Consider the following 12,621-nt stretch of genomic DNA (forward strand, 5'->3'; position numbering starts at 1 on the left):
ATCGCGAGCAAGCTCGCTCCCACACTGGATTTGCGGCGTTGACCATCCCATGTGGGAGCGAGCTTGCTCGCGATAGCGGCCTGTCAGGCAATAAAAAACCCGGAAGCGTTCGCTGTCCGGGTTTTAGTTTTCCGACTGAAGTCAGCGGTTGAACCGCTCCACCAACGAATACTGCGTATTGGCCGTTCGGGTCAGTTCTTCGCTCAGCAACGCCGAGCTGTGAGCTTGCCCCGAGGTCTGGTCGGCCAGGTCCGAGATGTTGCTGATGTTGCGGCTGATCTCCTCGGCCACTGAGCTTTGTTCCTCGGTGGCGGCGGCGATCTGGGTGGTCATGTCGGTGATGTGGGCCACCGCTTCGCTGATGCCCACCAGTGCCTGATCCGCCTCCATGACCCGCGCCACGCCTTCTTCGGCCTGGCGATGGCCGGCTTCCATGGTTTGCACGGCATTGGTGGCGGTCTGCTGGAGCTTGGCGATCAGGGCGTGGATCTGCCCAGTGGATTCGCTGGTGCGTTGTGCCAGTTGCCGCACTTCGTCGGCCACCACGGCAAAGCCACGACCCATTTCACCGGCACGGGCGGCTTCGATGGCGGCGTTGAGGGCCAACAGGTTGGTCTGGTCGGCGATGCCTTTGATCACGTCGACTACACCACCGATCTCGTCGCTGTCCTGGGCCAGCTGGGTCACGGTTTGACCGGTCTCACCGACCACCACCGACAGTCGCTCGATGGCTTCGCGGGTTTCCCCGGCGATGTCGCGGCCGCGACTGGTCAGGCGATTGGCTTCCTGGGTGGCATCGGCAGTGCGCTGCACGTGGCTGGCGACTTCCTGGGTGGTTGCCGCCATCTGGTTGACGGCCGTGGCGACCTGTTCGGTTTCCACCCGTTGCCGCTCCAAGCCGCTGGAGCTGTCATGGGCCAAGGTGTTGGACTGGCGAGCCTGGTCGTTCAGGTGCTCGGCGGTGTCCTGCAGGCGCGTCAGGCAGGTTTTCAGGCGCGCTTGCTGGCTGAGGATCGACATCTCCAGGCGTGCCTGGACGCCACGGCTGTCGGTGTACATCCGGGCGATCAGCGGGTCGGAGGTGGTTTGCTCGGCCAGGCGCAGCAGACGCTTGATCCCGCGTTGCTGCCATTGCAGGCCCATCAGCCCCAAGGGCACGGACAACAGGGCGGCCAGGGCAAAGCCCCAGGATGAATTCAGAAACGCGCCGACGACGAAGCCCAGTTGGCTGACCAGGATGAACGGTAGCCAGTCCTGCAGGATCGGCACCCATTTGTCACTGCCCGGAACCGCGGACTTGCCCTGGTTGATGCGTTGATACAGGGCTTCGGCACGGGCGATCTGCTCGGCGGAGGGCTTGACCCGCACCGATTCGTAGCCGACCACCTGATTGCCTTCGAACACGGGTGTGACATAGGCGTTGACCCAGTAATGGTCACCGCTCTTGCAGCGATTCTTGACGATGCCCATCCATGGCAAGCCTTGTTTCAGCGTGCCCCACATGTGCGCGAACACGGCGGATGGGACATCAGGGTGGCGCACGAGGTTGTGCGGCGCACGGATCAGTTCTTCCTTCGAATACCCGCTGACCTCAACGAACGCATCGTTGCAGTAGGTGATGACACCCTTGGCGTCGGTGGTGGAAATCAATCGTTGCTGGGCCGGGAAGGTCCTTTCGCGCTGTGTGACGGGTTGGTTGTTACGCATGGTGTGTAGATCCGCAAGGCTTTGAAAGGTTGTCGGCGTTGTCAGGTTTTAGTTGAAGTTATTTTTGCCTGTCGCTATCACGCCAGCATCGGGTAGGTAAAGAGGGCGAAATGAAGCAGGTTGAGCAGGAAATGCGTGGCAATCGCCGCGCCCAGGCCGCCAAAACGATACGCCAGGCCGTAACCGGCCCCCGCCAGGCCCGACAGCAACACCCATTGCCAACCGGCACCGGCATGCACCAGGCCGAACAGCAGCGAGGCCAGGAGCAGCGCCAGGTTGTCGCCCTGGGCCAAATGTTTGAAGCGCCGGCTCAAGCCCCCTTGAATGTAGCCACGAAACAGCGCTTCCTCCACGAGCGTTACCAATAAAAGATTATTAAGGATCCACACCCCGGCGTGATCCGGCCACTTCGGCGCCCACTGGATCATGCCCAGCAGCACGGCCCCGCCGAGGGCCAGCACGGCGCTCAACGTCAGGCCAAGGGCCGTGGCCTGGACCGACAGGCGCCATGAGCGTCGGCCGACGATCCAGGGGCAGGCCAGCAACAGCCAGAAGCCGATCAGCGGCTTGTCCTGGTTCAGGTACATGGCAAACGGCACGGCGTCATCGGTCAAGCGTTGCGGCGCGATTACCCGTCCGTTGAAAAAACCAGGCATCCAGTGCAGGGCCAGTGCCAGTGCCATGACCAGAAACAGGGCGTGCCCGAGAAACTGGCCAACCGGCGTTTGTTGCTGGCGAACCGCATACCCGGCGAACAGCAGCAGCGCGACCGAGATGAGCGCGGTCCAGGTCAACTGGCCATAGACCAGCGCCAGGCCGTAGCCTGTGGAAAGAAGGGCCAGGTGGAGCCAGGGTAAAGCGGGCATACAACATCCTTTTAGCGGGAAAACTCTGGGCGAGGGCGGCCGTCGGGTCTTCGACGCCACCGTGTCGCGCAAAGAGCACATTTGTGTCCATGCAGATTCATGCGCAGGAGGGGCAAGCAGTTGGCTGACGCGGTTGCGTGAGTGCCGGCGGGATTATAGGCGGGCTCATACAAAAACGGCGCCTGTTAAATAATGTGGGAGCGAGCTTGCTCGCGATAGGGGCTTGCCAGCCAATATTGATGTTGAGTGATCCACCGCTATCGCGAGCAAGCTCGCTCCCACAGGTATTTGCCTAGGCTCGTATTCGCCATCGAGGCGGTCTTTTCACGCGGCGATCAATTGTCGCAAGACATAATGAAGAATCCCACCGGCCTTGAAATACTCCACTTCATTCAAGGTATCGATCCGGCACAACACTTCGATTCGCTCCTGGCTGCCGTCCTCCCGGGTGATGACCAGGGGCAGGTTCATGCGCGGCGTCAGTTCGACGTCATTGAGTCCCAGGATGTCCAAGGTTTCCTTGCCTGTGAGGTTCAGGCGCTTGCGATTCTGGTCTAGCTTGAACTGCAGCGGCAGCACGCCCATGCCCACCAGGTTGGAGCGATGGATGCGCTCGAAGCTTTCGGCGATCACCGCTTTGACCCCCAGCAGGTTGGTGCCCTTGGCCGCCCAGTCCCGGCTCGACCCGGTGCCATACTCCTGGCCGGCGATCACCACCAGGGGCGTGCCCGTGGCCTGGTACAGCATGGCGGCATCGTATATCGGCATGCGTTCGCCGCTGGGGATGTAGATCGTGTTGCCGCCTTCCTCGCCGTCGAGCATTTCGTTGCGAATGCGGATATTGGCGAAGGTGCCGCGCATCATCACCTGGTGGTTACCACGTCTGGAGCCATAGGAGTTGAAGTCCCGTGGCTCCACGCCTTGTTCGCGCAGGTAGCGACCGGCCGGGCTGTCGGCCTTGATGTTGCCGGCCGGGGAGATGTGGTCGGTGGTCACCGAGTCTCCCAGCAGGGCCAGGACCCGGGCGCCCTCGACGTTCCTGACGGCCGGTGGCGGCCCGCCGATGTCGTCGAAGAACGGCGGGTGCTGGATGTAGGTCGAGTCATCCTGCCAGACGTAAGTCGCCGCTTGCGGCACTTCGATGGCCTGCCATTGCTCGTCACCGGCAAACACGGCGGCGTATTCCTTGTGGAACATGCTGGTGTTGACCTGAGCCACGGCGGCGGCCACTTCCTGGCTGCTGGGCCAGATGTCCCGCAGGTACACCGGCTTGCCGTCCCGGTCGTTGCCCAGCGGCTCGCTGCTGATGTCGATGCGCACCGTGCCGGCCAGGGCATAGGCAACCACCAGCGGCGGCGAGGCCAGCCAGTTGGTCTTCACCAGTGGATGCACCCGGCCTTCGAAGTTGCGGTTGCCCGACAATACCGAGGCCACGGTCAGGTCGGCTTTCTGGATGGCTTTTTCGATGGGGTCCGGCAACGGCCCGGAGTTGCCGATGCAGGTGGTGCAGCCATAGCCCACCAAGTCGAAACCGAGTTTATCCAGGTACTCGGTCAGGCCGGCCGCGTTGTAGTAGTCGGTGACCACCTTGGAGCCAGGCGCCAGGGAACTCTTGACCCAAGGCTTGCGGAGCAGGCCTTTTTCCACGGCTTTTTTCGCCAGCAGCCCGGCGGCCATCATCACGCTGGGGTTGGAGGTGTTGGTGCACGAGGTGATGGCGGCAATCACCACCGCGCCGTTTTTCAGGCGATGGGTGTGGCCTTCGTATTCGTACTCGGCTTCGCCCACCTGGTCGGCATTGCCCACCGCGACGCCACCGCCGCCTTCACTTTCCAGGCGACCTTCTTCTTTGCTGGTGGGTTTGACCTGCAACCCCAGGAAGTCGCTGAAAGCCTGGCCGACATTCGGCAGCGAGACCCGGTCCTGAGGGCGCTTGGGCCCGGCAAGGCTGGCCTCGACGCTGCCCATGTCCAATTCCAGCGTATCGGTGAACACCGGTTCCTGGCCGGGCAGGCGCCACAGGCCCTGGGCCTTGCAATAGGCCTCCACCAGTTTCACGGTTTCTGCCGGACGCCCGGACAGGCGCAGGTAATCCAAGGTCACGTCGTCCACCGGGAAGAACCCGCAGGTGGCGCCGTATTCCGGGGCCATGTTGGCGATGGTGGCGCGGTCGGCCAGGGGCAGGTCGGCCAGACCGTCGCCATAGAACTCGACGAATTTGCCCACCACCCCTTTCTTGCGCAGCATCTGCGTGACGGTCAGCACCAGGTCGGTGGCGGTGATGCCTTCTCGCAGCTTGCCGATGAGTTTGAAACCGATGACCTCGGGAATCAGCATCGACACCGGCTGGCCGAGCATCGCCGCTTCCGCTTCGATCCCGCCAACACCCCAGCCCAGTACGCCGAGGCCGTTGATCATGGTGGTGTGGGAGTCGGTGCCCACCAGGGTGTCAGGGAAGGCGTAGGTGCGGCCGTCCTCTTCTTTGGTCCACACGGTGCGGCCCAGGTATTCAAGGTTGACCTGGTGGCAGATGCCGGTGCCCGGCGGCACCACGCTGAAATTGGCGAAGGCGCTCTGGCCCCAACGCAGGAAGGCATAGCGTTCGCCGTTGCGCTGCATTTCGATGTCCACGTTCTGCTCGAACGCCTGGCTGCTGGCGAACTTGTCCACCATCACCGAATGGTCGATTACCAGGTCCACCGGCGACAACGGGTTGATCCGCTGGGGATCGCCGCCGGCCTTTTCCACGGCGGCGCGCATGGCGGCCAGGTCGACCACGGCGGGGACGCCGGTGAAATCCTGCATCAGCACCCGTGCCGGGCGGTATTGAATCTCGCGGTCGGAGCGGCGCTCCTTGAGCCACCCGGCGAGGGCCTTGAGGTCGGCGCCGGTGACGGTTTTTTCATCTTCCCAGCGCAGCAGGTTTTCCAGCAGCACCTTCAAGGACATGGGCAGTTTGTCGAGGTCACCCAGGCTTCGGGCGGCATCCGGCAGGCTGAAGTAGTGGTAGGTCCTGGCGTCGACTTGCAGTGTTTTAAGGGTTTTCAGGCTATCGAGGGACGGCATTGAAATCACTCCTTTGAGTCCGCACGGCTACGGACTGAGGGGACGGACAGAGCCTTTAACCTAGCCCTGTTTTGAGCGTATGACTAATCACTGGACTCTATTGCAAGGTTCGCGGTTCCGAACTCCGCTATCATGCGGCGGTTTTCGTGACAGGCTTTGCTACGGAGTTTCAATGAACACGCTTTTTATGCACTGCCGGCCGGGCTTCGAAGGCGAGGTCTGTTCCGAGATCGCCGAACACGCCGCACGCCTCAACGTGGCCGGCTACGCCAAGGCCAAACCGGCCAGTGCCTGCGCCGAATTTGTCTGTACTGAAGAGGATGGCGCCGAGCGGCTGATGCGTGGGCAGCGTTTTGCCGAGCTGATTTTTCCGCGCCAGTGGGCCCGTGGCACGTTCATCGAGTTACCGGAAACCGACCGTATCAGCGTCATCCTGGCTCACATGACGGCATTCCCAGCTTGCGGCAGCCTGTGGCTGGAAGTGGTCGATACCAACGACGGCAAGGAACTGTCGAACTTCTGCAAGAAATTCGAAGGCCCGCTGCGCAAGGCGCTGAGCGGGGCCGGCAAGCTGGTGGACGATCCGCGCAAGCCGCGTCTGCTGCTGACGTTCAAGAGTGGCCGTGAAGTGTTCCTGGGCCTGGCGGACGCGGATAATTCGGCGATGTGGCCGATGGGCATCCCGCGTCTGAAGTTTCCCCGGGAAGCACCGAGTCGCTCCACACTCAAGCTCGAAGAAGCCTGGCACCATTTCATTCCCCGGGACCAGTGGGACGAGCGCCTGCACAGCGACATGACCGGCGTGGACCTCGGTGCCGCGCCAGGCGGCTGGACCTGGCAACTGGTCAACCGGGGCATGTTGGTGACGGCCATCGACAACGGCCCGATGGCCGAAAGCCTGATGGACACTGGTCTGGTGCAGCACCTGATGGCGGACGGCTTCACGTTCAAGCCCAAGCAGCCGGTGGACTGGATGGTCTGCGACATCGTCGAAAAGCCCGCGCGCAACGCCGCGATGCTGGAAGAGTGGATTGGCGAGGGCCATTGCCGCGAAGCCGTGGTCAACCTCAAGCTGCCGATGAAACAGCGTTATGCCGAGGTCAAACGCCTGCTCGAACGCATCGCCGAGGGGTTCAAGGCCCGGGGCATCAAGGTCGAGATCGGTTGCAAGCAGCTGTACCACGACCGCGAGGAAGTGACGTGCCACCTGCGGCGGCTCGATACCAAAAAGCCCAAGTCCCGCTAGCTCTCTAAGGGCAATGAATTCTCCCTGTGGGAGCGAGCTTGCTCGCGATGAAGGTGGGGCAGCTTGCATCAATGCTGAATGTGCCGACGCCATCGCGAGCAAGCTCGCTCCCACAAGGGGCGGCGTTAAGCCAGGGGTGACCGAACGCCGACATTGCGCGACAATGCCGGCCAGTTTCAGGAGTAGAACATGAGTGAAATGAACGACACGCCGGTCGACGGCACGCTGGATGCCACGGGCCTCAATTGCCCGGAACCGGTGATGATGCTGCACCAGCACATCCGTGACCTGGCCCCCGGCGGCCTGCTGAAAGTCATCGCCACCGACCCCTCGACCCGCCGCGATATCCCCAAGTTTTGCGTGTTCCTGGATCACGAACTGGTGGCCCAGCAGGAAGAGGCGGGCACCTACCTCTACTGGATTCGCAAGAAGCTCGCTTAATCCATCGAGCGGCTGAGGCGGATCTGCTTGCGCGCGCTGCGTGTCAGACGGATCGACAACATCAGCGCCGCGCAGCTCAAGCCCACGATCAAGCCTTGCCACAATCCGCTCGGGCCGCTGGCCGCGCCGAGCCAGTCGGTCAGGCCCAGGGCGTAACCTACCGGCAGGCCGATCCCCCAGTAGGCGAACAGGGTCAGGATCATCGTCACCCGGGTGTCCTGGTAGCCGCGCAATGCGCCTGCCGCCGTGACCTGGATCGCATCGGAAAACTGGAACAATGCCGCGTAGACGATCAGCATCGACGCCACTTCGATCACCACCGGGTCGGCGGTATAGATCGCCGCGATAGGCCCGCGCAGCGCAAACATCAGGCTTGCCGAGAGGCAGGCGTAGGCCAGGGCCGTGCCCATGCCCACGCCGGCGGCGAAGCGCGCTTCGCGAGGCTGACGACGGCCCAGGGCCTGGCCGACCCGTACCGTGACGGCCATGCCCAGGGAATAGGGGATCATGAACACCAGGGAGCTGAAGTTCAGCGCGATCTGGTGCCCGGCCACCACCGTGGCACCGAGGCTGCCGATCAACAGGGCGATCACCGCGAAAATACTCGACTCGGCGAACACCGCGATGCCAATCGGCAAGCCGATGCCCAGCAGGCGCTTGATGACCGCCCATTGCGGCCAGTCGAAACGGCTGAACAACCGACTCGATTGATAGACCGGTGCCCACAGCGCCCAACCGGCCATGCCCAGGGCCATGACCCACATCACGATCGCCGTGGCCCAGCCGCAACCGACGCCGCCCATGGCGGGCACGCCCAAGTGTCCGTAGATGAAGATGTAATTGAGCGGAATGTTCAGCGCCAGCCCGCACAACCCCAGCACCATCGCCGGTCGCGTGCGACCCAGGCCGTCGCTGAAGCAGCGCAGCACGTGATACAGCGCCACGGCCGGCAGGCCTGTGCCGATGCCCCGCAGGTACTCCATGCACGGGCCGATCAATTCGGGATCGACTTTCATGATGTGCAGGATCGGCTCGGCGCTGAACAGTGCCAGTGTCGCGATCAACCCCACAACCAGCGCCAGCCACAGCGCCTGGCGCACCAGCGGCCCGATCTCGTCGAACGTGCCGGCACCGAAGCGCTGGGCAACTTTTGGCGTGGTCGCCAGCAACGTGCCGGTCATCAACAGGAACACCGGTACCCAGATCGAGTTGCCCAGGGCCACGGCCGCCAAGTCCCGTGGGCCGACCCGACCGGCCATCACCGCGTCGACAAAGCCCATGGCGGTGGTTGCCAGTTGCGCGACCATGATCGGTAGGGCCAGGGCCAGCAAGTTTTTGAGTTCCAGACGAACCCGGGCCGGGCGGGAGAGGGCGGTGGAGGTGTCGATGACAGGATTCACAGGGCAAGCGTCCGAAAAGGTTAAGCGCAAGGCGGCGAATTCTACGCTTTGACGCAGTGGTCAGGAAAAAACCTGTGTTGTGGATTTGTAATCGCTTTCTCAGTTTTCGAGCACCTGTGGGAGCAAGGCTTGCCCGCGATAAAGCTGATGTGGTCTCCCCGAGGAACCGAGGCGCCTGCATCGCGAGCAAGCTTTGCTCCCACATAAATCCCTCGCCACAACATCATTCGCTCCGGGTAATGCACAGGCCCAACGGAACGCCTACACTGCCCCTCCCGCCAAAGGAGCTCTGCCATGCTGATCGTCGCCGACGAAAACATCCCCTTGCTTGATGCGTTTTTCCAAGGATTTGGCGAAATCCGCCGGGTACCGGGCCGAGGGATTGACCGGACGATGGTCGAGCGCGCCGATGTGTTGCTGGTGCGTTCGGTCAGCCAAGTCAATCGGGCCCTGCTGGAAGGCAGCCAGGTGCGCTTCGTCGGCACTTGCACCATCGGTACCGACCACCTGGACCTGGATTATCTTGCCGAGGCGGGGATCCGCTGGGCCAGCGCCCCCGGCTGTAATGCCCGCGGCGTGGTGGACTATGTGCTGGGCAGCCTGATGACCCTGGCAGAAATAGAAGGTGCGGCGCTGGCGCAGCGGACCTTCGGCGTGGTTGGCGCGGGCCAGGTGGGCGGGCGGTTGATCGAGGTGCTCAAGGGGCTGGGCTGGACCGTGAAGGTCTGCGACCCGCCGCGTCAGGCTGCCGAGGGCGGCGACTATGTGAGCCTGGAGCAGATCATCGAGCAGTGCGATGTGATCAGCCTGCACACCCCGTTGACCCGCGACGGTGAACAACCGACCTGGCACTTGTTCGACGAAGCGCGCCTGAACCAGCTCAAGCCCGGGACTTGGCTGATCAATGCGGCCCGAGGGCCGGTGATCGATAACGCCGCGCTGCGCGAGGTGTTGCTGGAGCGCGAAGACCTGCAAGCGGTGCTGGATGTCTGGGAGCAGGAGCCTACCGTGGATGTGGACCTGGCCGATTTGTGCGTGATCGCCACCCCGCACATTGCCGGTTACAGCCTCGATGGCCGCCAGCGTGGCACGGCCCAGATCTACCAGGCCTTGTGCGCGTTCCTGGAGCGGCCGGTTGAAGTCAGCCTCAGCGACCTGTTGCCTCGGCCCTGGCTGGGTGGCATCACCCTGGACGCCGAAACCGACCCGGCTTGGGCCTTGGCGGCGCTGTGCCGGAGCGTGTACGACCCCCGTGGCGACGACGCGAATTTGCGTCGTAGCCTGGTGGGCACCGTCGACGAGCAACGCCGCGCGTTCGATGCCTTGCGCAAGCATTACCCGCCACGGCGGGAAATCGACAGTTTGAAGGTGCGTATCGAAGGGCAGTCGGCGGTCTTGCAACAGATTGTCACGGCGTTGGGCGCCACCCTCGTCTAGACGCCGCCTTTTTGTGGCGAGGGGATTTATCCCCGCTGGGGCGCGAAGCGGCCCCGAAATCTGAAGATTGCGGTGTGTCAGTTTGAACCAATGGGGCTGCTGCGCAGCCCACGGGGATAAATCCCCTCGCCACAAGTGAGTGCCAAGCCAGAGATCAATGACAGCCTTGTTCTTTCAGGCATAAAAAACCCGACATCATGGTCGGGTTCAATCGAGACGGGCTGTGTCACTGTTGTTCGGCAGGCTTGACCAGTCGTTTTTCCAGCTCGTTGCAGGCTTTGCGGATCATGTCTTCGGTGATCGGTACTTCGCGCCCTTGTTCATCGATGAACGAGCAGCCCAGAGACTGGTCCGGTTGCGTGCGGATTACTTGAATCTTGTCGTCGCTGCTGTGTTGCAAGGACATGGCCTGTCTCCTCATCAGGTTGTATGTCTACTTTAATGTCGCCAGGTGACCGAGCCATGACACTCCTTGTAGGTTCATGGCGACACCTCCACTCAATCAGAAACACAGTCGCGTTTCCAGCCAGACTTTAGACCGATAACATCTAGCCGCTAGTCGTAGTGGTCATATTTAACCTGACTCATTGCGATTCAAACTTGGTTGCGCTGCGTTTCGGCGTCGCGAGCTGGCCTTTTTCCTGCTGCATTATCGGACGCCTTTGATGCTTTCTTCCCGACATCGCCGTGCCATACGCCTGGCCAGCGGCTTCATCGCCCCTTATCGCAAACAGGTCGCCGGCGCTTTGCTGGCCTTGATTGTCACCGCCGGCATTACCTTGTCCATGGGCCAAGGCATCCGCTTGTTGGTGGACCAGGGCTTCATGACTCGCTCGCCGCACTTGCTCAATCAGTCCATCGGCCTGTTCATGGTGCTGGTGGTGGGGTTGGCGATCGGTACGTTTGCGCGTTTTTACCTGGTGTCCTGGATCGGCGAGCGGGTGGTAGCGGATATCCGGCGGCAGGTCTTCAACCATCTGGTGTATCTGCACCCGGGTTTCTACGAAAACAACCGCAGTTCGGAAATCCAGTCACGGTTGACCACTGACACGACTTTGCTGCAATCGGTGATTGGTTCGTCGCTGTCGTTGTTTTTGCGCAACGCCTTGATGGTGGTGGGCGGCATCGTGCTGCTGTTCATCACCAATCCCAAACTGACCAGCATCGTGGTGATTGCCCTGCCGCTGGTGTTGGCGCCGATCCTGATCTTTGGTCGTCGAGTGCGCAGCTTGTCGCGCGAGAGCCAGGACCGCGTTGCCGACGTCGGCAGCTACGTCTCCGAAACCCTCGGCCAGATCAAGACCGTGCAGGCCTACAACCACCAAGTCCAGGACGAACACCGTTTTTCCGTGACGGTGGAGCAGGCCTTCGACACCGCTCGCAAGCGCATCGCCCAGCGGGCCTGGTTGATCACCCTGGTGATCGTGCTGGTGCTGGGGGCGGTGGGGGTGATGCTCTGGGTCGGTGGCATGGATGTGATCGCCGGGCGGATTTCCGGTGGCGAGCTGGCGGCGTTCGTGTTCTACAGCCTGATCGTCGGCAGTGCCTTCGGCACCCTGAGCGAAGTGATCGGCGAGTTGCAACGAGCGGCCGGCGCGGCGGAGCGCATTGCCGAGCTGTTGCGTTCGGAAAACATCATCCAGGCGCCGGCTTCCGGTCTCGTGACCTTGCCGGCCCGGGTCCGCGGAGATTTGCGTCTGGAAGGCGTGCGGTTTTCCTATCCGTCCCGGCCGGACAGTTATGCGGTCGACGGCCTCGACCTGAGTATCAAGGCCGGTGAGACCTTGGCCCTCGTCGGACCTTCCGGTGCGGGCAAGTCGACGGTCTACGACCTGCTGCTGCGTTTCTATGATCCCGTGCAAGGGCAGATCCTGATCGACGATGTGCCGTTGACCCGGCTCGATCCGCTGGACCTGCGCCGCCATTTCGCCCTGGTTTCACAAAGCCCGGCGCTGTTTTTCGGCACGGTCGAAGAGAACATTCGCTATGGCAATCCGCAGGCGACCTCGGAGCAGGTGCGCGAGGCCGCGCAGATCGCCTATGCCCATGACTTCATCGAAAAAATGCCCGACGGCTACCAGACTCACTTGGGCGACGGCGGCCTGGGGTTATCCGGCGGCCAGCGCCAACGCCTGGCCATCGCCCGGGCCTTGCTCGTGGATGCCCCGATCCTGTTGCTCGACGAAGCCACCAGCGCCCTCGATGCGCAAAGCGAACACCTGATCCAGCAAGCCTTGCCGAGCCTGATGAAAAACCGTACGACGTTGGTGATCGCCCATCGCCTGGCCACGGTGAAAAACGCCGATCGGATCGCGGTGATGGACCAGGGCAAGGTGGTTGCCGTGGGCACTCACCAGGAGCTTGTCGCCAGCAATGCCCTGTATGCGCGGTTGGCGGCGTTGCAGTTCAATCAGCAGGCTGAGGATGTTCGATGAGTGCTGATGCCAGCATGTTGGGG

At 62.4% G+C, this 12,621-nt stretch carries 9 protein-coding genes; 4 read left to right on the forward strand and 5 right to left on the reverse strand.

Annotated elements, in window-relative coordinates:
* Positions 1–141: 141 nt before the first annotated feature.
* The 3 genes from PSH84_RS13895 to acnA form a co-directional block, all read right to left on the reverse strand.
* Complete coding sequence (locus tag PSH84_RS13895) at positions 142–1,707, reverse strand: methyl-accepting chemotaxis protein (protein ID WP_122567927.1); 1,566 nt, start codon at positions 1,705–1,707, stop codon at positions 142–144.
* A gap of 77 nt (positions 1,708–1,784) precedes the next feature.
* Positions 1,785–2,573: a CPBP family intramembrane glutamic endopeptidase gene (locus PSH84_RS13900; RefSeq protein WP_305470363.1), complete on the reverse strand. Its 789-nt coding sequence runs from the start codon at positions 2,571–2,573 to the stop codon at positions 1,785–1,787.
* A 324-nt stretch (positions 2,574–2,897) separates the two neighbouring features.
* Positions 2,898–5,639, reverse strand: a complete 2,742-nt coding sequence (gene acnA / locus PSH84_RS13905) for an aconitate hydratase AcnA (protein ID WP_122567930.1) — start codon at positions 5,637–5,639, stop codon at positions 2,898–2,900.
* 172 nt (positions 5,640–5,811) lie between these two features.
* Here acnA and rlmM point away from each other — a divergent pair, with 172 nt between their 5' ends.
* Positions 5,812–6,885, forward strand: a complete 1,074-nt coding sequence (gene rlmM / locus PSH84_RS13910) for a 23S rRNA (cytidine(2498)-2'-O)-methyltransferase RlmM (RefSeq protein ID WP_122567931.1) — start codon at positions 5,812–5,814, stop codon at positions 6,883–6,885.
* 189 nt (positions 6,886–7,074) lie between these two features.
* The gene (gene tusA / locus PSH84_RS13915; RefSeq protein WP_003183455.1) at positions 7,075–7,326 is read left to right on the forward strand and encodes a sulfurtransferase TusA; all 252 of its coding nucleotides are present in this window, start codon (positions 7,075–7,077) and stop codon (positions 7,324–7,326) included.
* On the opposite strand, the gene PSH84_RS13920 is transcribed toward tusA, so the two are convergent.
* Positions 7,323–8,726 carry an MATE family efflux transporter gene (locus PSH84_RS13920; RefSeq protein ID WP_305470365.1) on the reverse strand — a complete coding sequence of 468 codons (1,404 nt, stop codon included), beginning with the start codon at positions 8,724–8,726 and terminating at the stop codon, positions 7,323–7,325. The two genes, tusA and PSH84_RS13920, sit on opposite strands and share 4 nt — an antisense overlap.
* Positions 8,727–9,020: 294 nt before the next feature.
* Here PSH84_RS13920 and pdxB point away from each other — a divergent pair, with 294 nt between their 5' ends.
* Positions 9,021–10,163: a 4-phosphoerythronate dehydrogenase PdxB gene (gene pdxB / locus PSH84_RS13925; RefSeq protein ID WP_122567933.1), complete on the forward strand. Its 1,143-nt coding sequence runs from the start codon at positions 9,021–9,023 to the stop codon at positions 10,161–10,163.
* A 226-nt stretch (positions 10,164–10,389) separates the two neighbouring features.
* On the opposite strand, the gene PSH84_RS13930 is transcribed toward pdxB, so the two are convergent.
* Positions 10,390–10,569 (reverse strand): PA1571 family protein, encoded by a 180-nt coding sequence (locus PSH84_RS13930; RefSeq protein WP_305483080.1) that lies wholly within the window; start codon positions 10,567–10,569, stop codon positions 10,390–10,392.
* Positions 10,570–10,828: 259 nt separating this feature from the next.
* On the opposite strand from PSH84_RS13930, the gene PSH84_RS13935 reads away from it, so the two are divergent.
* Positions 10,829–12,598: an ABC transporter transmembrane domain-containing protein gene (locus PSH84_RS13935; RefSeq protein ID WP_305470367.1), complete on the forward strand. Its 1,770-nt coding sequence runs from the start codon at positions 10,829–10,831 to the stop codon at positions 12,596–12,598.
* Positions 12,599–12,621 lie beyond the last annotated feature (23 nt).

This window comes from Pseudomonas beijingensis (assembly GCF_030687295.1).
In the GTDB taxonomy this organism is placed as follows: domain Bacteria; phylum Pseudomonadota; class Gammaproteobacteria; order Pseudomonadales; family Pseudomonadaceae; genus Aquipseudomonas; species Aquipseudomonas beijingensis.

What these genes read in the sequence shown, in the direction of transcription:
- PSH84_RS13895 (WP_122567927.1), bottom strand. Translation starts at nt 1,707, where the DNA reads ATGCGTAACAACCAACCCGTCACACAGCGCGAAAGGACCTTCCCGGCC.
- PSH84_RS13900 (WP_305470363.1), bottom strand. Translation starts at nt 2,573, where the DNA reads ATGCCCGCTTTACCCTGGCTCCACCTGGCCCTTCTTTCCACAGGCTAC.
- acnA (WP_122567930.1), bottom strand. Translation starts at nt 5,639, where the DNA reads ATGCCGTCCCTCGATAGCCTGAAAACCCTTAAAACACTGCAAGTCGAC.
- rlmM (WP_122567931.1), top strand. Translation starts at nt 5,812, where the DNA reads ATGAACACGCTTTTTATGCACTGCCGGCCGGGCTTCGAAGGCGAGGTC.
- tusA (WP_003183455.1), top strand. Translation starts at nt 7,075, where the DNA reads ATGAGTGAAATGAACGACACGCCGGTCGACGGCACGCTGGATGCCACG.
- pdxB (WP_122567933.1), top strand. Translation starts at nt 9,021, where the DNA reads ATGCTGATCGTCGCCGACGAAAACATCCCCTTGCTTGATGCGTTTTTC.
- PSH84_RS13930 (WP_305483080.1), bottom strand. Translation starts at nt 10,569, where the DNA reads ATGTCCTTGCAACACAGCAGCGACGACAAGATTCAAGTAATCCGCACG.
- PSH84_RS13935 (WP_305470367.1), top strand. Translation starts at nt 10,829, where the DNA reads ATGCTTTCTTCCCGACATCGCCGTGCCATACGCCTGGCCAGCGGCTTC.